This is a genomic window from Tychonema sp. LEGE 06208 (genome assembly GCF_015207505.1).
Taxonomy (GTDB): domain Bacteria; phylum Cyanobacteriota; class Cyanobacteriia; order Cyanobacteriales; family Microcoleaceae; genus Microcoleus.
Genome location: NZ_JADEWT010000100.1, coordinates 1 through 24,234, shown reverse-complemented (window position 1 = coordinate 24,234; position 24,234 = coordinate 1). Strand labels below are relative to the sequence as shown.

Sequence of the window (24,234 nt, the reverse complement as noted above, 5' to 3'; positions counted from 1 at the left end):
GCCCTGGGGTTAGGGGGAGTTCCAACCTCTCCAGTCCCCCCCCTTACCAAGGGGGGGCTAGAGGGGGTTCAAACCTCGCCATCAAACGAATACCTCCAACTTTGGCGCCACGCCGAAATCCAAGTCAGACAAACAATAGACCAAAAAATATCAGAAATTAACAACATAATCGAACCCAAAGTTTCCTGGCTGCTTTCCCAAATTTTGCCGCTTGGAACACCGATATTTATTGCTAACAGTATGCCGGTGCGAGATGTCGAATTTTTCTGGAAGCCGAACAACTTAGAAATAAAACCATTTGTCAATCGCGGCGCTAACGGCATCGACGGCACACTATCAACAGCTTTGGGAGTAGCCCACCGCAATCAAAGCAGCATATTGCTAACAGGCGATTTAGCTTTTTTGCACGATACAAACGGTTTTTTAATTCAAAACAAATTTGTCGGTCATCTGACAATTGTTTTAATTAATAACAACGGTGGCGGAATTTTTGAAATGTTGCCAGTTGCCAAATTTGACCCGCCCTTTGAAGAGTTTTTTGCCACGCCGCAGGATATCAACTTTGCTCAGTTGTGTGCAACTTACGGCGTGGAACACGAGATAATCGACGATTGGGAGCAGTTAAAACAAAAATTGTTGGCGCTGCCAAATAACGGGATTCGGGTCTTAGAATTGCTCACAAACAGGCGTACAGATGCTAAATGGCGGCAAGACAATCTCGGTAAATTTGCTAAAGGTTCGTAGTGAGGACTTTAGTCCTTTATTTAAGCATTTAAGGACTAAAGTTCTCACTACGAACCTATTATGAACACTATTTAAACTGCTGGTTGAGCTAGTAGGGCATCTAATTCTCCATCTCTATCAAGTTTGTGAATGTCATCGCAGCCGCCGAGGTGTTGGTTGTTAATAAAGATTTGGGGCACGCTGCGCTTTCCGTTGGCGCGTAGGGCCATTGCATTTCTGGCTGCTTCATCGCCGTCTATTTTGTATTCGGTGTAATTTACGCCTTTCCACCACAGCAAGGTTTTGGCCCGGATGCAGTAGGGACAGGTTTGCCAAGTGTAAATTTCTACATTGGCTTTGATGCGATCGGGCGATCGGCCCAAAATGGGATTGAGAAAATCAAGCATTTTCGGTACTGGGGTAAAAATTAAACTGATTGACAGATTAAATCATTTTAGCGAAACGCCATCGATCCCGCGTCCTACCAAAGGTTAGCCTGCTATGGAACTGCCCGCGCCACCTTTGGCGCTGTGATTCGCATCACAAATTCATTCCACTGGGATCACTTACGTACACCCCAAATAATCACCTTCGGAACCTAATTAATATCACTGATCTTTTGAGGAAACCAGAGCATGATTAATATATCGAATTCAACCGCACTGCCATGAACTGCTTACAACTCCTCCCCGGCGCTATCTCTGAAATCATCGCTTCTGTCAGCGACACAGGCGTTTTAACTTTAGCCGATCGCTACGGTTTGATGGCCGCTACCTTGGACGAGTCCCTCAATGACGAAGATAGAGGCTGTGTCAACCGCCTGCTGCGGGCAGTGCTCAGAGGCAGGGTAAGAATGGTGAATGAACTTTCAGCAGCAATGTAGGGTGAGTCAGCGGTAGATAAAGATGGCGAAATTGGTTGGCAGCCGATCGCCCGCCGGAGTCCCTGAGACTTGATATAACGGCGACTTGAATTCGATTTAAAGTTTTCTCCTCTAACAAAACAACGGTTTTTTCGATGTGCAGCCTATAACGGGCTGCTTTTTTTTGGACTGGTGGGCGGGTTGTCAGAAACCGGGTTTTTCGTAAAAAACCCGGTTTCTTAAGTCCCTGTGCGTTTTTCGGTACTTCCAAGTCCTCTAATCGCCGATTTTGATGTCGTACTGGCGGCAGAGGGCGATCAGTTTTTGTTGGAAGCGATCGCGCACACTGTCGGGAGAGACAATGACGCAATCTTCCCAATAAGGAGAGATTTCGCGAAAAAACCAGAAAGTATTTGAGATATTCCGAATCACTCGCCTGATAGGCGGATCGCCTTCTGCTTCGCCGACTTCCTCATCTTCCTGCTTGCGTCTGTAATTAAAGGCTAGTCTGCCGGATAGATGAAATTCTACGGGAATCCTGGCTAAATCTGGCAGCCAAGGTCGATCGACCGAAATCACCGCAGCATCTTCAATGCGATCGAGCAGCAGCGTCCAGTTGTGTTTGAGTCCGGGTACGTCTTGATTTCCCTCAGATTCTTCGCAGCGACACATTAAATATTGTCGCTTTTCAATGGGGACAATCCGAGCGTGCAAGATCGTGTAATGCCAAAGGCGATCGCTTGCATCCCGGTAAGACAGGCGAAAAGGTTGCTGTCTGTGAATAAAATGGTCGATTTTTTGTCGCCAAACAGGTAAGGGGTTGCTCAAAAATCGATCGATTTCAGCCCGGAAAGGGAGAGTGAGTTCGCTGCGAGAACTCAACAATTCGGCAATTGCCAGCGCTTCATCAATTTTGCCCAAGTCAAGCAATTGCTGTCGGGCGATGTCTAGGGCTTTGATGCGGGTTTGCGGCCAGTCGTGGTTCGGGGCGATCGTCAGTTGGCGGCGGGCGATCGCTTCTATCAGTTTCGATATGTTCGGGCGATCGCCCCACGTCTTCCCGAATTCTTGGGCCAAGGCTTCCAACTCAGTTTTATCTCGTTCAGAAACCGATAGGGTGATCGATTGACCTTTGCGACTCATAAATGTACGGACACTTTATCTTGGTACAGGGTTGATTATCTCTATTGTCGGTGTCAATATGGGGAATATCCACTTTCTACGGACACAGTTTCAGCATATGTCCGACTACCAAATTACCCTCAAATCCGTTTATTCCTGTCCCGCTGCGGAGATTTCCCAGGGAGTCAAATTACCGGAAGGCTGGGCGCTTTCTTGGCATCAACTCGAAACTTTAAAGGCAATTCGCGATCCGAATATTGATGTCATTATCAATACGGCGATGACTGGTGATGGCAAAAGTTTAGCGGCTTTTTTAGAAACATTGCAGACATTTTGTTGTGCAGTGGCGCTATATCCGACGAATGAACTGGCGCGAGATCAGGAGACTCAAATTCAGCGCTATATCGAACAATTCCAACCCGATCATCAACCCCGCGTTGTCCGACTCAGCGGCTCGGAATTAGAAATCTATGCAGAAAATGAAAAACTGAGAAAAGCAGCCGCGATCGCATCTCGCACAGGTCAATCAGAGATTTTATTAACTAACCCTGATATCTTGCACTATCTGCACCGAGGAGCGTATTTAAGCTCTGAAGATAGCCCCGATAAACTGTGGGGTCGAATTGACAAAGATTTTGAGCTGTTTATTTTTGATGAATTTCATGTTTTTGCGGCTCCCCAGATTGCCGGCGTCATCAATACTATGTTGTTAATTCGCAATACAAATCGCCGCAAAAAGTTTGTATTTCTGTCAGCAACTCCTGACGACCAATTAATTGGCAGACTAGAAATAGCAGGTTTTCGCTGTCAAACTATCGACTCTTTAAAAGCAGGCAAATATCAGTTTCCCGATCGCCCTGCTGAAATCGAACAGTTGAAAGCAGACTCCTGGCGGCAGATATTGAGGGAAAGTAGGCTGACTTTTATTTCCCTAGAACCAACTTCAAAAGCTTCTGAAACTTGGCTGAAGGACAGCGCAAATCTCATCCTGACTCACTTTAAACACAATCCGGGAAGTAAAGGAGCTATTATCCTGAATTCGATTGCTGCCGTCAAGCGGCTGACACCATTTTTTCGGGAATTGTTCCAGCCTTACGGTTTAGTTGTTGGCGAAAACACCGGGTTGTCGGGAAAGACGGAAAAAGAGCGATCGCTCTCCTCAGACTTAGTTCTCGGTACTAGCACAATTGATGTCGGGGTAGACTTCAAAATCAATTTGCTGATTTTTGAATCCGCCGATGCGGGCAACTTCATCCAAAGATTGGGAAGGTTGGGGCGACACGATGGCTGCGATCGCAATGGAGAATTTATTCAATTTCAAAATTTCACAGCCATAGCACTCATCCCTAATTTCTTAGCTGAACGCTTGTTTGTCGGTGATACTGCCACTTTAGAGTCTAGCGGAATTTACGATCGTCCTTTTTTCTATCAACAAATTCGCGAAAACTACCGCCAAATCAACAATTTTGAGGGATATTATTCGCGGTGGGGTGCGGTGCAGTCTGTTCAAATTTGTTGGGAATTAGGGCACAGGACAATTAAACAGCAGTACGCATCAAGTCAGAAAGCTTTTCAGGAAGCTGCTCAAAAAGTATTTAAAACTAGCTTGGGGAAAGTGGCAGGTAATATTAAACAGTGGGGCAAAGAGTGGCAAGAGCGATCGGGAAATAAGACAGGAAATCCGATCGTTGAAGATGCTAGCAGCTTTCGAGGTTCTAGTCCCCTACAATGCGGCATCTGCGATTTAACCGATTCCCACGAGGCAGACAAATTCAAAACTTACGATTTACCAGGAATTTTGAGCAACTTAGAAATCGAACCGATGACGGAATCTGCATTTATGCGAATGTTGAACGAGACATCGGAACGCCTTGGGCAACCAATTGCCAAAGGTCGATTTAAACATTGTCTTGCTTTTTTGAAGTTGCATAGTTATCGGGAGGAAAGACTGAATTGGAAATTTACTTATTCGGGAAATTTAGAGGAAAATGCTGCTGCTTGGAAGGTTCAGGTTTTAACGGGGATTGAGGTTTTGCAACCTGAGAATTATTGGATCGGGGAAATCAATAAGCGTTTGAAGAAGCAAGCATTGGTTTGTTATGTGCTGCGCTATCCGGTGGCTGAAGTGCGATCGCGCCTGCAATTGCCGGTACACTTTCAGATTTATCCGATTTGCGATCGGTACAGTTTCCACGATGCGACTGCACCTTATTCGATCGCCTTTGGGCAATCGGCCCTGTTGGTAGATACGCTGGCCCACTGGCTCAAGAGCAAGGGGGACGAAATATGGATTGCGTAGAAGATAAAGCCCTGATAGGGGTTTTGGTTGAGCAAATGAAGAAGCTTACGGCATTAAGCACAGACCTATTCTTTTCAATCCCTGATAGGGAATTTAAGCTCGTTACATCCTGTACACCGCAATACTTCTTTTCAATGCAAGCATAACACAAGGGGTTGAATATGTCAGCGCTAGTAAATAGTTGAATAATTCTCAGCTTATCAACTGCTTGACAGCAGCTATCGCAACTACTAGGTTGGGAATAAGCAAATTGCTGAAGCCCATAACTAGCAATAATTTGGGCTTATACAGTCGCTTGAAACAAACTAGAAGGTGAAAATAACCATGCGTGTCAAATTAACTAATCTCGATCGTTTGATCGGAGTCCTAAAAGACGGTAAGTGGCATTCTGGCGACGAGCTAGCCACCAAGGTTAGCTGGCGATTTGGACACACAGTCCACGAAGCTCGCAAGAAAGGCTACTCGATTGAAAAGTTAAAGGTTGCTCACAACCAATTTGAATATCGGATGTTGCAAGCCTAAACTATCTCGTCGCTCTTGGGGGATTTCTCTGACTCAACCAGAGAATCTCCCGTAAGGGAGGGAAGCTCATCATTAGCTTGCGGCATTAAGGTCAGGCGTAGGTAATCTCAACTCCGCTCTGTTAGAAAGCAAAACTTTTTTGCAGATCGCTGGTTAAGTCACTTAACAAAAACCATGCTAAAGCAGCTAGTTCTACCAAGGCTTCCCTCTCCTAATCTCCGATCTACATCTAGCAAGTCACAGCTTACATAGACTCCCTAGAGGCATAAAATGGCTAAAAAACGTCAAAAACCCGATGAAGAGTATCAACAACTCTCATTATTTGATATTCCAGTTAATTTGAACTCAGAACAATCGGATGATGCAGATGATGACTGGTTGCAAGATGAAAAATTAGCTTCGAGCTTTGAAACATCCGATCGCACAATCGAACCTCAAACTCGCGACTTACTAACTCTCAAGCTCTTGCGAGAAGCCATTCAGAGTCAAAATCCAGGCGATCGCGTCATGGCAGACTTCGCAGAATATGTCTTGCCAAATCTGCTGCGAGTTGCCATTGGCGTTACAGCCAAAGGCGGCAAATTTTTTGACGAACTCGATAAAAAGCAAGGAAAAGAGAATGTTAGACGGCATAATGCAGGCGATCAGTCCCTAAATACTCACCTGCTAAATGGATTATTTCCCGCTAATTTAATAGAACAGCGGTTAGAAAAACTCGATACCACCGTGCGGCGCTCCGTAGGAGAAAAAGAACGGCGGTTAGTAATTGCTGGATTTATTCTCCACGACTTTGAAAAATTCCCCGATGTCCCCAACGATTGTCGCAAGTTACCGCTAGAACAGCACCGTCAAATTATTGATGAAAAAGTTCGACAGTTAGGAATAGATAGCTTCATCAATCCCGACGATCCAGAGGCTTATGGAGAATATATTGACGATTTGCTCTGCCTTGCTTATAACGCTCAGCGGCGTTGGGATACTAACTGGAATTTTTCCGAATTTGGGTTAAATCCAGTGTTGCGGGATCGCACACTCCGCAGCCTCTCAGACTTAACCTGTTTAGCAGATTCCCTAGCATCTATTATCAAACATCCCCAAGATGCAGAAAATACCAGGCTCAATGAGTTAATCCACAGCCTCAGCGACGGGCAATTAAAATTCACTTATCACAGCATCGCTGAAAACAGAGGCGTACTTACCAACGTAGTCAATAACGCTTTAATGGAAGTGCATACGGCGCTGAATACCGACGCTTGCACCTACTATGAACCACTGCTTTACCTACCAACTGGTGTAATTTACCTAGCACGGCGGGATGCTCCTGCTATTTCAATTGCCGACTTACCCGAACGAGTAGTTAGCAAGATTAAACAACTCTGCGCCGGACAACTACAACGGCGACAAACTGGCTTTGGCAGAGATGGTAAAGGCATGAAATATGCCGAGTATTATAACCTGTTTTTTGATGCGTCAGATTTGATGCTAGTTGCCATCGCTGCTACGTTACGCATTCTCAAAATAGGGAAAAACTCTGTTGCAAAAAGTCGCAGCGATAATCTGATAAAATTTCAAAAACAGGATGTTTTGTCGGCCGATTACAACTTCAATTTTGACGACGATCTGAGGATTGACCAAATTGCTGAACTTGGCGACTTAGTGAGCCGTAAGATTTGGGGAGAACAGGTTAATACTATCGAAGCTGCACGCAAGAAAGACAAAAAACTACCCGCATTACCTCATCTAGATATTGTCGATGAAATTGCTAAGTTTTGGAACCTGTCCGACTATCTGCCAGCCCTGAGAGAAATTCAACGAATTAATGAACGCCTGAAAGAACTTAAGCTAAAAGGCAATACAGGAGGCGTTCCTTACGAATGGTACTATTTAGCAGCAAAGTACCTAGAACATTACCCAGGAATTGAGGATGTGCGGCAGGTTTGCGAACAGGCGATCGCCCACGTTTCCAAAATGATGAAGCCCATTCTTTCACAGTACAAATTGCCCGACGGTTGGGACGATTTGCGACTGTGGGTAACGCGGGTTGTCATGTTACCCGGAAATACACCATTGGACACAGCATCCAGTGACGTATTTTTAGATGAGTTGGAACGCTACCAACTCGCTAAGAAACAGGGTAGAGGAAGACAGTTAATCTGTTCAATTTCCCATTCAGCTTACACGGTGACAGAACAAATGGAATCAGCCGTTTTGTTCACGCCTCAAGTTTACACTAACAAACAAATGTTGGGAGGTTCTAACGCTAAACGCAATATTTCTAGTATTGCAGGTTTGGAAATGATGATGAGGCAAATTTTAATGAATCAAACTCAAGCTGTGGGCAAAAAATTTGAAGATGGCAAATATCGCTATCTCTATTTTTATCCCACATATTACTTCACCCCAGAGACAAATAAGTTTCTGCAAAAAGCCTACACTAGCATTGCCCAAACCCGCTTTGATACCAGCATTCGCAATCATTTTATCAGCAAGGATTTGCAAGCCGATTTTGGGCGCGAACGCTACCAAAGCATCGATAGTTTCCTAATCGATGAAAACATCGAACCAGGAAAAGACCGCACCTTCAAACTTTCCTATCCCGAAGACCAACCCCTAACATTTTACTTCATGGCGCTTCCGCCCGGCCGAGATGCAACTGATACCGAATCTTGGGTAATGCCAACTTGGCTAGCTTTTGCTTTTCCCATGATTCTAGATGTTAAAACCGTAGTTTCAGAGTCGCCAATTCCGCCTTTTAACGACGGTGCGGAATTTGAAGAAAGCGTATTTCTGGACAGTGTACCCCAAGCTTTTAGGGTGTTGACGAAGCGCGATCGCTTCCGCCTCGACTACATCCTAGAAGGATGGGAGGAAAACGGCAAATCTTATCCTGCACCTTTAAATGTCTTAACTGCTGCTTATGCCATTCATCTTGATGTTAATGCAAAACAAGGGAAGTCCGGTTATGACTCCAACTGGGGAAAGTTAACTGAACTCGCCACTGATTTTGAAACCAGCCCGCTTTATGTGTTTAGCTACCTAAACAAGTGGGTGCGGAAACAAAAAAATGAAACAGCATCAATTCAAAAAATCAAGCTTTATGCTTATCATTTTTACCCTTGTTTTGATGCTTATGCCCACTATAATTTTATATCAGAGGAATGGATCGTGAGAGAACAATCAAGCCTAAATCACCCTGTCAATTTGACAGGATTATATCGCAAGTTCTATAAGGCTGACAAGTGGTATAATCCCAAAGCAAATTCTGTGTTAAAACCGATTGATATTGCAGCTAAAGTTGTCCTTGATGCCGATCCAAGTTTTGAAGGTGATGTCATATTACCTACTGTTATTGAGGAAAATCCAAGTTTTCAAAGTAAAGCATTAATTGCTACTGTTACTGGGGAAATATGCAAGCTGATGGATCGAGTTCATGCTAAAACTGCTAATGGACGCTGGGTATTTAATGCTCAACAACGTGATCTAGAACGAGAGGCGATTTTAGAGTTTGCTCGCTACTTTGTTGAGGAGGTATTTGAGAAATCATTTGCAGGCGATCGCGCTCGTTTAGCTGGCCGACAAATCAACTTAATCCGAGATACCTGCGAATTCCTTTACCGTTTAGAAAATGACAAAGACAATCGCGATAGAGATGACAAATCTCCTGACGATTTACAAGAAGAAGCTGAGAATTAAAGCTTACGCTCTTGTTTGACAAGCTACACGCAATTTGCACCAGTAACATTTTAACTACAAATTTCACTTAGGAGACAAATCATGGCTTTCTTGAAAACAGTTGACTCTAAATTCTTCCACGCTAATATCCCCTACAAACCAATGGGTAAATATGTACATTTCCTGACTGTGCGAGTCACAGAATCTTATCCCCTATTTCAGACAGATGGAGAACTGAATAAAGCGCGGGTGAGGTCAGGAATTCAAGACCAAAAACCGATTAGCCGCTTGACCATGTTTAAGCGCAAGCAATCTACACCAGAACGTTTAGTCGGTCGCGAGTTGCTGCGTAACTACGGTTTTATGACCGCTGAAGACTGCGAATACAATGTCAAGTTTGCCATGAATAATCCTGATTGCATTATCTACGGATTTGCGATCGGTGACTCTGGTTCAGAAAAATCAAAAGTCGTAGTTGACACAGCATTTTCAATTACCGCTTTTGACGAATCTCACGAGACTTTTACCCTCAACGCTCCCTTTGAGAATGGCACAATGGCATCCAAAGGTGAATCTGGTTCAAAAGTCGGAGAAGTAACCAGTCGGATCAATCAGCAAGACCACATCAAACCGCAGATTTTCTTTCCTAGCATTGTCACCCTAAAAGACCCTACAGAAGCTAGTTTTTTGTATGTTTTTAACAACATTCTCAGAACAAGGCACTATGGCGCTCAAACCACCCGCACAGGTAGAGTCAGAAATCAGTTAATTGGTGTTGTATTTGCCGACGGCGAAATTACCAGTAACCTCCGCTGGACGCAAGCAATTTACGACAAATTGCAGGTTGAAGATAAACTTAATTCCAACAACCCTCTCAATGAAGATGATGTAATTGCCGCTGCTAGCGCTGCTATCGAAACATTAATGTCTGAGGAATTTATCGTGCATCAAGACTTTATTGGGGATAAGTTTACGCCATTAATTACAGAAGTTAAAGCTATTATTGGCCATGAAGATGAACTCAAAAAGATGTTGAAAAAAGCTGATGATGAAGCTAAAGCTTACGCGAAGAAGCATATCAAGGGTAAGGCAGGATCTATAGCAGCAGCGGAATAAAAACAATGGCTATTATATATCGCTGTCAAATCGAGTTGCACGATAGCCTTTATTTTGCAACTCGCGAGATCGGGAGACTTTACGAAACAGAGCCAGTAATTCACAATTACGCACTTTGTTACGCCCTCGGTTTGGTGGATAGCGCCATCTATTCTACCACCGTGGCTGAAGAAGATTCCTATCGCTATTTTTGTCCCGAACAAATTCCTAAATACGAGCAGCATTTAACGGCGCTCAACCAACAGGGGATTTATGTAACTCCGGCGCGATCGATCTCTCACGCATCCACTCTCAATACATGGAAATACGCCAACAACAACTATCACGTTGAGATGGAGAAAACCCAGAAAAATATCCCCAGTTTTGGCAGAACTAAAGAAATTGCACCGGAAAGCAAATTTGAGTTTTTCATAATCTCAGAAAAGTCTCTGAAACTGGCGAAATGGATTCGTCTGGGAAAGTGGATGAGCAAAGCTGAGTTAACGACTGAAGAAATGGGCAATGGCGATAATCGCAAAAATGGCGATTTTATTTTTCCTTATTTGCTCAATCCCTTAGATGTGATGTTTTCCCATCAAGTCCTCAGCTACGACGTGGTTAATATGCCGCCCGTAAGTTTGATTCAAAATATCAAAATTCGCGGTCAACATTACCAGTTTGAAAACCTCAGAATTCCAGCTTGTATGGAATATCGCTTTCGGGCGAGTTAAATTTCAAAAAGGTTCGCAGTGAGAACTAAAATTTTCACTATAAACTTACTGAGTTAGGACTTACGCACGGGGCAGAAACCGGGTTTTTATGAAAATCCTTCGTTGTTACCTGCAGATTAGGTAAAAAACCCGGTTTCTTTGGCCTTGCACAAATCCTGTAAATTTTCTTTTTTCCATACCAACAAATGAGCTAACAAACTATGCCGCACAGCCTGATCCTCAACCTCCTCCCACTCTCCCCAATATCCCCTGGATACCTAACGGGAAGACACCTGCACGCCCTCTTTCTCACCCTTGTGAGCTCCGTTGACAAAGAACTTGGCAACTACCTCCACGAAGCTGCAGCAGATAAAGCTTTCACCCTCAGCCCTTTACAAACTAAAAAATGCCCTTTCAAAAAACACCATTCCTTGCAATGGGAGCACTCGCAACCCATTCCCGAACATACCCTTTGTTGGTGGCGAATTACTCTTCTTGATGACTCTCTATTTGGTAAATTAACTCAGCTTTGGCTGAATCTTAATCCCTCAAAACCGTGGCATCTGGGCCCTACTGATTTGTTGATTACTAAGATTTTGGGAACGCCACAAGTAGATATGCCTTGGGCTAATGCTTGCGATTACTCTCAATTGTACGATCGAGCTTCTGACACTAATCGAGCGATCGCCTTCAGCCTCGCTACTCCGACATCTTTTCGTCAAGGGAAATTTGATTCAGTTTTGCCCACGAGAGAATGCGTTTTTAACAGGCTTCTCACTCGCTGGAACAAGTACAGCGGTATTGAGATTTCTCCGCTGTCCCTCGATGCACTTTTTCCGAGTTTTGTCAATATCAAAACAGAAGTTACGAGTAATTATCACAGCAATTTTATCGGAGTTGTTGGGGAAGTTACTTATCGAATCTTGGGAGATGTGGAGCCGTTGGCTATTAAACAAATTAATGCTTTGGCTGATTTTTCCTTGTACTGCGGGTTGGGGAGAAAAACACCGATGGGAATGGGTATGACGCGCCGGATTTTTGTTAAAAATTCTCAAGATTGAAGCATAAACCAATAGGGTGAAATCAACGTTTTAGTTAGGTTTGTCATTGCTTCGCGAGGACGATCGCAATGACAAATAAGAATTTTAAGCACAAATTATTGAGATTATGAATGATACTGATGATTACATTTCGATCGCATCTTTGAACCAATACTCCTACTGCGCCCACCGCTGCTGGCGGATGTTTTGCGCGGGGGAATTTGCGGAAAATCAGTATACCATAGAAGGGACGAGTTTGCACGAGCGGGTTCACACTATGGGAGAACTTAATCGCGATGAAACTTGGCAAGTTCGGGCGATTTGGCTGAAGTCGGAACGCTACAGGCTGATTGGTAAGTCGGATTTGATTGAATCGGAGAATGGCGAGATTTATCCGGTTGAATACAAGCGCGGTAAGAAGGGGGAATGGGATAACGACGAGTTGCAAGTGTGCGCGCAAGCTTTGTGTTTGGAAGAGATGACGGGGAAAACAATTCAAACCGGATACGTCTATTACGCGCAGTCGCACCAGCGGCAAAAAGTCGAGATTTCTGAGGATTTGAGACAGGAGGCTGTCGTGACTATTTCGGCTATTCAAGTTTTGTTGGGAACTGGAAAAATGCCGCCTGCAAATTACAGTAAACGCTGTCAGGGATGCAGTTTGTACACTCAATGTTTGCCCCAGGTGAGTAACAAGATTCTTCGCTATCAAGAAGCCAGCTAAGTTGATAAATTTCAGTTTGTTTTAACTGAAAAATTGGATCGTTTTTAATTGGGTATTTCTCGTGGGGAAGGGCGGGTTTATTTCAATTGTTGGCGAGGGTTAGAACCGACTCGAGCTATGAAACTGGGGTTGATATCAAATCCGGTAGCATCGGAATGACTCAGATATATATTCTCTCCCTCTGTGTACTCTGTGTACTCTGCGGTTAAATCATTCCAATCCAAACGGAAACGATATGAAACCCCAGGCGGACTGGCGGACTAGCCAAGCATCCCCTGGCGGACAAGCTCACAAATCAAAAGACAACTAATATATAATTTGAGGACTTAAAAATGGGAACACTTTACATCAATCAAGATGACGCTTTTATCGGCAAGATTGACGAACGCATTGTGGTAAAGTGCAATAATAAAATATTGCAGGAAGTGCCTTTAATTCATTTAGACGCAATTGTTATTTTGGGACGGGCTACTGTTTCCCCAGCGGCGATTGCAGAACTTCTTAAGCACAAAATTTCCCTGACTTTTATCTCGGAGATAGGGGAATATCTCGGCACGCTAGAACCGGAATTAACCAAAAATATTTTCGTCCGCGATGCTCAATGGAAGGCTGCTGGAGAAACTCCTCAAGCTATTCACGCTGTTCGCGGATTTATTCGAGGTAAGTTGAAAAATTACCGCTACAGTTTGTACAAAACTCAAGGTCATTATTCGGAACTAAATTTGCAACCAGCCATGACTATAATTCAGAATGTTATTAACAAGCTGAACAAAGTTGATAATATAAATTCTCTGCGCGGGCTGGAAGGTGCGGGAAGTGCGGCTTATTTTGGAGTTTTCAATCAACTAATTCGCGCTGAGGGATTTGTTTTTAAACCCCGACACAGACCCGCGATAGATTCAGTAAATTCTTTGATGAATTTCGGTTATACTCTCTTGCGTCGCGATGTGCAAAGTGCGATCAATATTGTTGGTTTCGATCCTTATTTAGGATACCTCCACGTTCAGCGCTACGGCCGCGTTGGACTGGCTTTTGATTTGATGGAGGAATTTCGGGCTTTAGTTGTCGATAGCGTGATTTTAAATGCTATCAACAATCGGATATTGACTCCGAATGATTTTACTGTAGAACCTCTGAGCAATGTGGTGCGACTCTCAGAAGGTGGGCGCAAGGAATTTCTGAAGCTGTACGAAAAGAAAAAACAGTCAGAGTTCAAGCATCCTGTTGTGGGGCGCAAGTGCACTTATCGCGAAGCTTTTGAAATTCAAGCGCGACTGTTGGCGAAATATCTGATGGGCGAAATCGACCAATATCCACCTTTAGTTTTGAAATAATTATGCACATTCTGATTTCTTACGATATCCCGGAAGACAAGCGGCGGACTAAAGTTCACAAAATTCTCAAATCCTACGGGCAGTGGATGCAGTACAGTGTGTTTGAGTGTGCGGATTTGAGCGAAACGCAGTATGCTAAGTTGCGATCGCGCTTGGCTAAATTCATCAAGCCCCCAGAGGACAGTATCCTATTTTTTCCGTTGTGCGCTTGCTGTCAGGGTAAAATTGAGCGCATTGGTGGGGTAGTTCCGATCGATCGAACTATTTTCTTTGCATAAAAATTCGCCAACCTGTAGGTGTAAAATTTGGGGGGTCAAATTTTTAGGCTATAATCTATATAGATTAAGGGTTTGATGCTCCCTCTCCGAAAAAGAGGTTGGCGAAATCGCTAGGACTGTTGCTGGATAAGGATTTTAAGTTGAGGTGCGATCTATGGTATTGACAGAGCGAAAGCTGAAATGGTATTCTCTGAGGAGGTTGGCGAAACTGAACCTTGAAAACCAAATAGAACAATGGTTTCACACACCGGCGTCGCAATAAACTCCACTCCCTACTAGGGATTGAAACTTTAAAAATTAGAGCAATCAAGGCAGATGTTGAGTCGCAATAAACTCCACTCCCTACTAGGGATTGAAACTGTGCGGGCTTTCATGTAAAAGTGGAGGCTCGGTCGCAATAAACTCCACTCCCTACTAGGGATTGAAACTCCCGTGCGACTGTTCCCCTACTTCGGCCGCCAGGTCGCAATAAACTCCACTCCCTACTAGGGATTGAAACCTAAATATTTCGCAGATTCCTTTGGAGCGGGAAAGTCACGTCGCAATAAACTCCACTCCCTACTAGGGATTGAAACGTAATATTTCTTCTCCTCAGCAGCTTTTAGCTTCTCCTGCTAAGTCGCAATAAACTCCACTCCCTACTAGGGATTGAAACATTGCGGAGTTTGATTTCGCTCCCAACTTTAAAGGTCGCAATAAACTCCACTCCCTACTAGGGATTGAAACTTGGGGCAACACCTTTATCCTCTCCTTTGGCCGCTCTCCAAGTCGCAATAAACTCCACTCCCTACTAGGGATTGAAACGGGGAATCTTTTGTAATTTAGGCTCCCACAAAAGTCGCAATAAACTCCACTCCCTACTAGGGATTGAAACAGCACTGAACTATTGGAAGAGTTGAGGAAGCAGGGTCGCAATAAACTCCACTCCCTACTAGGGATTGAAACAAGTTCTGCCTGCTCTAACAAATCGGTTGCCTTCGTCGCAATAAACTCCACTCCCTACTAGGGATTGAAACTAGTAACAGATTTAGCTTATGAAACAGAAATTGGTCGCAATAAACTCCACTCCCTACTAGGGATTGAAACTTCCTAGCGTTGAGGAGGAATAATGACAGACCAAACTGTCGCAATAAACTCCACTCCCTACTAGGGATTGAAACCAGTAAGAGTTTCAGCGTTAAACTGCAAGAAGTGGTCGCAATAAACTCCACTCCCTACTAGGGATTGAAACGCACTTGTGGTACAGAGGAGCGCAGGACTCTGTGTCGCAATAAACTCCACTCCCTACTAGGGATTGAAACGCGATTAGCAAAAGCTGCATAGGCTGAAATTAATTCCCGTCGCAATAAACTCCACTCCCTACTAGGGATTGAAACACTGGAGCTGCTGCGGTTGCATTGTTCGCCCCCTGTCGCAATAAACTCCACTCCCTACTAGGGATTGAAACGTCTGCCAGCAATTCCGACAGCAAATTTTTCACGTCGCAATAAACTCCACTCCCTACTAGGGATTGAAACTAGTGCCGGCCCCTCCAGCCGGTAGTGGAGAATTTTGTCGCAATAAACTCCACTCCCTACTAGGGATTGAAACTTATTGATAATAAAGTGACGCAACACGATCAATTTTAGTCGCAATAAACTCCACTCCCTACTAGGGATTGAAACCACTCACAAAAACCAGACGGCAGAAGAACGAGAGCAGGAAAATAAGTCGCAATAAACTCCACTCCCTACTAGGGATTGAAACGACAGTGTAAACACGTTGGACTGGACTAATGATGGGTCGCAATAAACTCCACTCCCTACTAGGGATTGAAACAGTGCAGCACCGCTGAGCACCCACATTTTTAACTGTCGCAATAAACTCCACTCCCTACTAGGGATTGAAACTCAGGAGTTGGGGCTGTTTGACTTTCAGGAGAGTAAGTCGCAATAAACTCCACTCCCTACTAGGGATTGAAACCCGAGACTTACAGTGCGGACATTCAAAAGTAGAGTCGCAATAAACTCCACTCCCTACTAGGGATTGAAACGGAAGTTTCCCCCGCTACCTTCGGGGGGTTTTACGTCGCAATAAACTCCACTCCCTACTAGGGATTGAAACTTGGCGTTATTCGAGGCTTACCAGCCAGGGGAGTCGCAATAAACTCCACTCCCTACTAGGGATTGAAACATTGGAAGCCAGCACTTAAAAAAATGGGGATCCCTTACGTCGCAATAAACTCCACTCCCTACTAGGGATTGAAACTACAAGGATTCACGGCGTTTGTGACAATTTATCCTGGTCGCAATAAACTCCACTCCCTACTAGGGATTGAAACTACACCCCCGAAAGTTTTGCCGCTCTCTACCGAGTCGCAATAAACTCCACTCCCTACTAGGGATTGAAACTATGCTGTTGCCCAGAATTTTCAGCAATTGCTGAAATCTTAGTCGCAATAAACTCCACTCCCTACTAGGGATTGAAACCTTCCGGACGATCGCAACACTTAACGTGCGTGATATCCGGTCGCAATAAACTCCACTCCCTACTAGGGATTGAAACTCTTTGGTGGCAATCGGAGGTTTTTCTCGCAGCGTCGCAATAAACTCCACTCCCTACTAGGGATTGAAACTATGGCCTCCCCTCCCGGCCGCAATATTGCCCGCTGTCGCAATAAACTCCACTCCCTACTAGGGATTGAAACTCGGCTAACAAGAATTTTGCACAATTTTTACAGATTAGTCGCAATAAACTCCACTCCCTACTAGGGATTGAAACGACAAGCTATAGACAATTGCTAGACAAGCTGTAGTCGCAATAAACTCCACTCCCTACTAGGGATTGAAACTCGGGTAAACGATGCGGCCGAATTTGGACTCGAGTCGCAATAAACTCCACTCCCTACTAGGGATTGAAACCCAATGCACGGCTTAATTCAAGGTATCGCGCTGGGTCGCAATAAACTCCACTCCCTACTAGGGATTGAAACCGATCGCAACTCCGAAAAGAAACCGCTGATCGGGAGTCGCGTCGCAATAAACTCCACTCCCTACTAGGGATTGAAACATCACCATCACCCTTGACGAACGGCAACAAAAATTCATAGTCGCAATAAACTCCACTCCCTACTAGGGATTGAAACTGAAAACTTTACAATTCCGGCTTGACACTGCCGGGTCGCAATAAACTCCACTCCCTACTAGGGATTGAAACTTTGGAACCATCCAGCCCGATGTGTTAGCCGCTTTGGTCGCAATAAACTCCACTCCCTACTAGGGATTGAAACTTATCTAGTGCTGCTAGTGGAACCAACCACAGCACGAGTCGCAATAAACTCCACTCCCTACTAGGGATTGAAACAGATAGAATTTCTGCGATCGGACGGCGAAACTGGTCGCAATAAACTCCACTCCCTACTAGGGATTGAAACATCTGCAAGCTCAAAGGTTACTGGCGGGGCAAGCGTCGCAATAAACTCCACTCCCTACTAGGGATTGAAACACATTTATTAGCAGAAAGGAAAGGCGGGACGCTTTCAGGTCGCAATAAACTCCACTCCCTACTAGGGATTGAAACACATCATTTAGATTTGAATCATCGGGACAGAATAAGCGTCGCAATAAACTCCACTCCCTACTAGGGATTGAAACCAACAAACCCCGGCGACTTTGGCTCAATCCGCAGGTGTCGCAATAAACTCCACTCCCTACTAGGGATTGAAACTCGATGCTATTCGAGCCAAACTTACAGCGGGGATGGTCGCAATAAACTCCACTCCCTACTAGGGATTGAAACTTTTCCAGAAGCGCGGGCGACGGCCTTTAACAAGTCGCAATAAACTCCACTCCCTACTAGGGATTGAAACAAATATCTGTAACTCTGCCACCGCTTCAGAAAGGTCGCAATAAACTCCACTCCCTACTAGGGATTGAAACTTATAGACGAATTCCAGGTAAAAGCAGCCATTGGTCGCAATAAACTCCACTCCCTACTAGGGATTGAAACTAAAAGACTTGCCAATTTGACCGAAAGACGTAACGTCGCAATAAACTCCACTCCCTACTAGGGATTGAAACTTAGAAGATGACAAGGTACATGATAAGGCGAGTCGCAATAAACTCCACTCCCTACTAGGGATTGAAACTCGGCTAGCTGTTTGCATTTGTGCGATCGCATCTGTCGCAATAAACTCCACTCCCTACTAGGGATTGAAACGCTGCATTGTTTGATGTTGTGTAAGTCGTTGCCGTCGCAATAAACTCCACTCCCTACTAGGGATTGAAACAGAAAGATCGCACCTATTTCTGCAAAAGGTAGCCAAGTCGCAATAAACTCCACTCCCTACTAGGGATTGAAACTTCAGTGCTAGAGTTTGACGTGCGATCGCGGGAAGTCGCAATAAACTCCACTCCCTACTAGGGATTGAAACTGCTGCTTTTCCCCTCCCTGCCAACCCTTTAGCAAGTCGCAATAAACTCCACTCCCTACTAGGGATTGAAACCCGGAACTAATCACGGGTTTTGATAATTCCTTTGGGTCGCAATAAACTCCACTCCCTACTAGGGATTGAAACTTGTGTATGAAACCCACGTGACGGACAAGAAATCGGGCAGTCGCAATAAACTCCACTCCCTACTAGGGATTGAAACTTAGCTACCCATTGAGAGAAATGCTTTATGGCCCTTGTCGCAATAAACTCCACTCCCTACTAGGGATTGAAACCTGAATACAGAACCTTGACAACCGAATAGGAGAAGTCGCAATAAACTCCACTCCCTACTAGGGATTGAAACATTCAGGATAAGGTAGGGGCTAGACCGTTCACATTGTCGCAATAAACTCCACTCCCTACTAGGGATTGAAACCGGGTTCTGAGCCTGAGCCAAGTGGGTCGGCAGGGAGTCGCAATAAACTCCACTCCCTACTAGGGATTGAAACTTGACTTTTATCTATGGTGGGAATACAACTCCTACTCGTCGCAATAAACTCCACTCCCTACTAGGGATTGAAACTATGCGGCGACGGTGGGAAAAATCGACGCTGCGGGAAGTCGCAATAAACTCCACTCCCTACTAGGGATTGAAACAAACCAACTTTTTGCAACTTGAGCGGTAGGGCGGGTCGTCGCAATAAACTCCACTCCCTACTAGGGATTGAAACTTGATCAACACCGGCATCAATTGACGCACCGATTGGGCCGACTCCGATACGTCGCAATAAACTCCACTCCCTACTAGGGATTGAAACCTGCCAGCAAAACCGCCATTTGGTAGCTATTTTGTGGTCGCAATAAACTCCACTCCCTACTAGGGATTGAAACGGGCGCTTCATCGTGAATCGCCAGGTAATACTGTGTCGCAATAAACTCCACTCCCTACTAGGGATTGAAACCGGAGAAGATAAGAGCGGCTTCATCACAGAAGAAATTGAGTCGCAATAAACTCCACTCCCTACTAGGGATTGAAACCGAATTTCTTTATCTGTTATCTGAAAATTGAAATTCCAGTCGCAATAAACTCCACTCCCTACTAGGGATTGAAACTGATTCCTCTATAGTACAATCTAATAATAGATTAGTCGCAATAAACTCCACTCCCTACTAGGGATTGAAACAGCAAAGCAAAAACTTTCAAAGGTGAAAGCATGATCATCGTCGCAATAAACTCCACTCCCTACTAGGGATTGAAACAATTCCTACGAATTAGCAAGCGGTGCCGAAGGGGAAATGCGATCGCGAGTCGCAATAAACTCCACTCCCTACTAGGGATTGAAACCCGTGGCTTAATTTCCATCAATTGCGCGGAGGTTTGTCGCAATAAACTCCACTCCCTACTAGGGATTGAAACGCAAAGTTCCGGGCGCTACTCCTTGACCGCTGGCGATCGAGTCGCAATAAACTCCACTCCCTACTAGGGATTGAAACATATAAGAGTCGCCGACACTAATCACACCCTCGCCGATGTCGCAATAAACTCCACTCCCTACTAGGGATTGAAACCAAAAGTGCGATCGCCTTTATCTACAGGCAACAGTCGCAATAAACTCCACTCCCTACTAGGGATTGAAACTGACCGCCTATCACCGTATCGATCAAACCTCCGCGGTCGCAATAAACTCCACTCCCTACTAGGGATTGAAACGCGCTGCTAACCAAGGTATTTGCAGTTCCACCAACCGTCGCAATAAACTCCACTCCCTACTAGGGATTGAAACGAAACCGCGAGATACCCAAAAACTGTAACCGGGTCTGGTCGCAATAAACTCCACTCCCTACTAGGGATTGAAACTTGATGTCTCGCGCATCATAGCTAATCGTACTTGTCGCAATAAACTCCACTCCCTACTAGGGATTGAAACATGCCGCGTAATTCTCTACCAACCATTGAATACACTCTGGTCGCAATAAACTCCACTCCCTACTAGGGATTGAAACTTACAACTTTTAAGCCCGCAATCTTCTCAACAATTGTCGCAATAAACTCCACTCCCTACTAGGGATTGAAACAGCTAGAAAATAGTGCTGCAAATACTTTGAACGAGGGTCGCAATAAACTCCACTCCCTACTAGGGATTGAAACTTACAACTTTTAAGCCCGCAATCTTCTCAACAATTGCGTCGCAATAAACTCCACTCCCTACTAGGGATTGAAACTGGAATATAAAGGGGGGAAAGCTCTGAAACAAAGTCGCAATAAACTCCACTCCCTACTAGGGATTGAAACTAGGGGCAGGAATGGGGGGAAGCCTCCACTTCCTCGTCGCAATAAACTCCACTCCCTACTAGGGATTGAAACGCAGGCACAACATAAGCAGAATCAGAAGCCGAACAAGGTCGCAATAAACTCCACTCCCTACTAGGGATTGAAACTTGATAACTAATCGCTATATTTCCATTAATTTCCGGTCGCAATAAACTCCACTCCCTACTAGGGATTGAAACAGACATTAATTAGCGGACAAAGTACGGGCGCGAGCTTGAAGAGTCGCAATAAACTCCACTCCCTACTAGGGATTGAAACGATGCTCCCATTGCTTTACCGAAACAGATAGTAGTCGCAATAAACTCCACTCCCTACTAGGGATTGAAACATCAACGCCGCCCTTGCCAGCTCTCAAGAAAAACTCAAGTCGCAATAAACTCCACTCCCTACTAGGGATTGAAACGAAATTGAAGGCATAACTTAACTGCTGGAGTCGAAGTCGCAATAAACTCCACTCCCTACTAGGGATTGAAACATGTGGTGATCTATGGTGACAAAGGAAGTCTGGCGCGTCGCAATAAACTCCACTCCCTACTAGGGATTGAAACAATACACCCCTGTAAATGAGGGGTGTAAATCAAAGTCGCAATAAACTCCACTCCCTACTAGGGATTGAAACGATCGCGCAAGCTGTTGACAAAAAAGTTGAAGAAATCACAGGTCGCAATAAACTCCACTCCCTACTAGGGATTGAAACTTCCGAAGCGGCCGGAGATACCAGGCACGGCTTTGTATGTCGCAATAAACTCCACTCCCTACTAGGGATTGAAACTACGCGAACCAATACTCGGAGCCAGGAGAAGCGCAAGATAAGTCGCAATAAACTCCACTCCCTACTAGGGATTGAAACATGATTAATTTACAACATTTACTTGCTGATGCAAACAGTCGCAATAAACTCCACTCCCTACTAGGGATTGAAACAATATCAATCATCTAAGAATTCTCCGAATAATGTCGCAATAAACTCCACTCCCTACTAGGGATTGAAACCTAATCTCAAGATTACAACTTTGGATTCTTTGCGTCGCAATAAACTCCACTCCCTACTAGGGATTGAAACCTTCACTCCCACCACTGGCAATATCACTATCTGGACGCCAGTCGCAATAAACTCCACTCCCTACTAGGGATTGAAACAGCTCAACCTCTAGAGCTTCTGCCAAAATTTGTAGTGTCGCAATAAACTCCACTCCCTACTAGGGATTGAAACGGATAGATTTACTGGTTTCTATGCGGACACCCTTTCCGTCGCAATAAACTCCACTCCCTACTAGGGATTGAAACCTGGGAGATTCGAGTGAGTGGCTGGTTAAATTTTCAGTCGCAATAAACTCCACTCCCTACTAGGGATTGAAACGATTTGCCGTGGCAATTTCTTCAATCCAAGCGCCGCTGTCGCAATAAACTCCACTCCCTACTAGGGATTGAAACAATAAAATCTCGCTTGCTAATTCGCAGACTGTGTCGCAATAAACTCCACTCCCTACTAGGGATTGAAACAAGAGAGGAATAGTATCAGTCGCCTGCGTCACGAGTCGCAATAAACTCCACTCCCTACTAGGGATTGAAACCTTCTGATTTAAAGCTACGCATTTCTGATGAAATTACTTTGTCGCAATAAACTCCACTCCCTACTAGGGATTGAAACGGACTTGCGCTGGAATAGGGGTTATCAGTGTAACGTCGCAATAAACTCCACTCCCTACTAGGGATTGAAACGATCTGATGCCGTATTTCTCTAATGCCAATACTATGTCGCAATAAACTCCACTCCCTACTAGGGATTGAAACGGAAGGTTGCGAAATTGTGGGCGACGGAATGGATTATAAAGTCGCAATAAACTCCACTCCCTACTAGGGATTGAAACGAAAATCCCGGCTTTTACACCGGGAATAGTTCCAAGGTCGCAATAAACTCCACTCCCTACTAGGGATTGAAACTTGCTCAAAAAAGGGACGGGAAATTGGATCGAAAGTCGCAATAAACTCCACTCCCTACTAGGGATTGAAACCCTTGTACAGGAAATCTAATTTTCATTTGAAATAATGTCGCAATAAACTCCACTCCCTACTAGGGATTGAAACTCAGTAGCCCAGTCATTTCAGCAAAAGCTTCTGAGATATGTCGCAATAAACTCCACTCCCTACTAGGGATTGAAACGTTGACTGGAATGTCGAGGTTGTGAATCTCCACTAATTCAGGTCGCAATAAACTCCACTCCCTACTAGGGATTGAAACTTCTTCGTTGCTGGCCGTGGCTGCTGCACTGGCAGTCGCAATAAACTCCACTCCCTACTAGGGATTGAAACTTGGTCAATCGAGATGGCTGGCTGGGATTTTGCGTCGCAATAAACTCCACTCCCTACTAGGGATTGAAACAGGCAGCATGGGAATAAGTCGTCACCATCGCTTTTGGTCGCAATAAACTCCACTCCCTACTAGGGATTGAAACTTTCTTGCTTGGCAGCTCTTCTCTGACGCGCCCACAAAGTCGCAATAAACTCCACTCCCTACTAGGGATTGAAACCTTGCTTTTTCTGTGCATTCCGTCCCATGTGATGCCTCCTAGTCGCAATAAACTCCACTCCCTACTAGGGATTGAAACAAATCGTTGAACAAGCTTTTCAGCTTCTGATTTGGTCGCAATAAACTCCACTCCCTACTAGGGATTGAAACCAGTCATCGCCCGGAGTGCCGATCGCTCCCAAACGTCGCAATAAACTCCACTCCCTACTAGGGATTGAAACGCTGCTGCCTCCTCCTTCATATCCAAGTTGAACAAGTCGCAATAAACTCCACTCCCTACTAGGGATTGAAACAGCAATTACGGCAAGTCCCACATTTACCTGTGAGGTATCCATGTCGCAATAAACTCCACTCCCTACTAGGGATTGAAACTTGATCCTTTTAATCTTGCCTATTATTGCAAAATTAGTCGCAATAAACTCCACTCCCTACTAGGGATTGAAACTTTTTGGCCTGACGGGGTGACAACCCCGTTAAAACATAGACTCAATCAAGGACATAGCTCTCATACCCTTCTGAAAAAATGGCAATTTATTAGGTCTTATTTTCATTAATTCAACAACTATTTCCTGACAATATT

13 protein-coding genes and 1 CRISPR repeat array are annotated in these 24,234 nt (G+C 44.7%); of the genes, 11 read left to right on the top strand and 2 right to left on the bottom strand.

The features are described 5' to 3' along the window. Positions 1 to 744 (top strand): thiamine pyrophosphate-dependent enzyme (locus IQ263_RS21950; RefSeq protein ID WP_228050258.1); only part of this gene is annotated, 744 nt, incomplete at its 5' end. Between the two features lie 71 nt (positions 745 to 815). Here IQ263_RS21950 and grxC read toward each other — a convergent pair. After that, positions 816 to 1,130, bottom strand: a complete 315-nt coding sequence (grxC, locus tag IQ263_RS21945) for a glutaredoxin 3 (RefSeq protein ID WP_194070265.1) — start codon at positions 1,128 to 1,130, stop codon at positions 816 to 818. Between the two features lie 260 nt (positions 1,131 to 1,390). On the opposite strand from grxC, the gene IQ263_RS21940 reads away from it, so the two are divergent. Then, positions 1,391 to 1,606, top strand: coding sequence for a hypothetical protein (locus tag IQ263_RS21940; protein ID WP_194012571.1), 216 nt, complete (start codon positions 1,391 to 1,393; stop codon positions 1,604 to 1,606). 255 nt (positions 1,607 to 1,861) lie between these two features. Here IQ263_RS21940 and IQ263_RS21935 read toward each other — a convergent pair whose 3' ends face one another. Next, positions 1,862 to 2,728, bottom strand: coding sequence for a WYL domain-containing protein (locus IQ263_RS21935; protein ID WP_194070264.1), 867 nt, complete (start codon positions 2,726 to 2,728; stop codon positions 1,862 to 1,864). A gap of 97 nt (positions 2,729 to 2,825) precedes the next feature. On the opposite strand from IQ263_RS21935, the gene cas3 reads away from it, so the two are divergent. The 9 genes from cas3 (at position 2,826) to cas2 (ending at position 14,381) form a co-directional block, all read left to right on the top strand. Further along, on the top strand, positions 2,826 to 5,006 hold the full coding sequence (gene cas3 / locus IQ263_RS21930) for a type I-D CRISPR-associated helicase Cas3' (protein WP_194070263.1): 2,181 nt from the start codon (positions 2,826 to 2,828) through the stop codon (positions 5,004 to 5,006). A gap of 324 nt (positions 5,007 to 5,330) precedes the next feature. Further along, the gene (locus IQ263_RS21925; protein WP_194070262.1) at positions 5,331 to 5,528 is read left to right on the top strand and encodes a hypothetical protein; all 198 of its coding nucleotides are present in this window, start codon (positions 5,331 to 5,333) and stop codon (positions 5,526 to 5,528) included. A 270-nt stretch (positions 5,529 to 5,798) separates the two neighbouring features. Next, complete coding sequence (gene cas10d, locus IQ263_RS21920; RefSeq protein ID WP_194070260.1) at positions 5,799 to 9,221, top strand: type I-D CRISPR-associated protein Cas10d/Csc3; 3,423 nt, start codon at positions 5,799 to 5,801, stop codon at positions 9,219 to 9,221. An 81-nt stretch (positions 9,222 to 9,302) separates the two neighbouring features. Beyond that, positions 9,303 to 10,316: a type I-D CRISPR-associated protein Cas7/Csc2 gene (cas7d, locus tag IQ263_RS21915; RefSeq protein ID WP_194070257.1), complete on the top strand. Its 1,014-nt coding sequence runs from the start codon at positions 9,303 to 9,305 to the stop codon at positions 10,314 to 10,316. A 5-nt stretch (positions 10,317 to 10,321) separates the two neighbouring features. Then, positions 10,322 to 11,026: a type I-D CRISPR-associated protein Cas5/Csc1 gene (gene cas5d, locus IQ263_RS21910; RefSeq protein WP_194070255.1), complete on the top strand. Its 705-nt coding sequence runs from the start codon at positions 10,322 to 10,324 to the stop codon at positions 11,024 to 11,026. Positions 11,027 to 11,226: 200 nt separating this feature from the next. Further along, positions 11,227 to 12,066 (top strand): CRISPR-associated endoribonuclease Cas6, encoded by an 840-nt coding sequence (gene cas6 / locus IQ263_RS21905; protein ID WP_194070253.1) that lies wholly within the window; start codon positions 11,227 to 11,229, stop codon positions 12,064 to 12,066. Between the two features lie 106 nt (positions 12,067 to 12,172). After that, the gene (gene cas4, locus IQ263_RS21900; RefSeq protein WP_194070251.1) at positions 12,173 to 12,769 is read left to right on the top strand and encodes a CRISPR-associated protein Cas4; all 597 of its coding nucleotides are present in this window, start codon (positions 12,173 to 12,175) and stop codon (positions 12,767 to 12,769) included. A gap of 332 nt (positions 12,770 to 13,101) precedes the next feature. Beyond that, positions 13,102 to 14,103, top strand: a complete 1,002-nt coding sequence (gene cas1d / locus IQ263_RS21895; protein ID WP_194070249.1) for a type I-D CRISPR-associated endonuclease Cas1d — start codon at positions 13,102 to 13,104, stop codon at positions 14,101 to 14,103. 2 nt (positions 14,104 to 14,105) lie between these two features. After that, entirely contained in the window at positions 14,106 to 14,381 is a 276-nt protein-coding gene (cas2, locus tag IQ263_RS21890) for a CRISPR-associated endonuclease Cas2 (protein WP_106150523.1), read from the top strand. Between the two features lie 252 nt (positions 14,382 to 14,633). Next, positions 14,634 to 24,099: a CRISPR direct-repeat array (repeat unit 37 nt; unit sequence GTCGCAATAAACTCCACTCCCTACTAGGGATTGAAAC). Positions 24,100 to 24,234: the final 135 nt, after the last annotated feature.

Coding starts and splice junctions, on each gene's coding strand:
- cas1d (WP_194070249.1), top strand. CDS start 13,102: ATGGGAACACTTTACATCAATCAAGATGACGCTTTTATCGGCAAGATT.
- grxC (WP_194070265.1), bottom strand. CDS start 1,130: ATGCTTGATTTTCTCAATCCCATTTTGGGCCGATCGCCCGATCGCATC.
- IQ263_RS21935 (WP_194070264.1), bottom strand. CDS start 2,728: ATGAGTCGCAAAGGTCAATCGATCACCCTATCGGTTTCTGAACGAGAT.
- cas4 (WP_194070251.1), top strand. CDS start 12,173: ATGAATGATACTGATGATTACATTTCGATCGCATCTTTGAACCAATAC.
- IQ263_RS21940 (WP_194012571.1), top strand. CDS start 1,391: ATGAACTGCTTACAACTCCTCCCCGGCGCTATCTCTGAAATCATCGCT.
- cas6 (WP_194070253.1), top strand. CDS start 11,227: ATGCCGCACAGCCTGATCCTCAACCTCCTCCCACTCTCCCCAATATCC.
- cas10d (WP_194070260.1), top strand. CDS start 5,799: ATGGCTAAAAAACGTCAAAAACCCGATGAAGAGTATCAACAACTCTCA.
- cas5d (WP_194070255.1), top strand. CDS start 10,322: ATGGCTATTATATATCGCTGTCAAATCGAGTTGCACGATAGCCTTTAT.
- IQ263_RS21925 (WP_194070262.1), top strand. CDS start 5,331: ATGCGTGTCAAATTAACTAATCTCGATCGTTTGATCGGAGTCCTAAAA.
- cas7d (WP_194070257.1), top strand. CDS start 9,303: ATGGCTTTCTTGAAAACAGTTGACTCTAAATTCTTCCACGCTAATATC.
- cas2 (WP_106150523.1), top strand. CDS start 14,106: ATGCACATTCTGATTTCTTACGATATCCCGGAAGACAAGCGGCGGACT.
- cas3 (WP_194070263.1), top strand. CDS start 2,826: ATGTCCGACTACCAAATTACCCTCAAATCCGTTTATTCCTGTCCCGCT.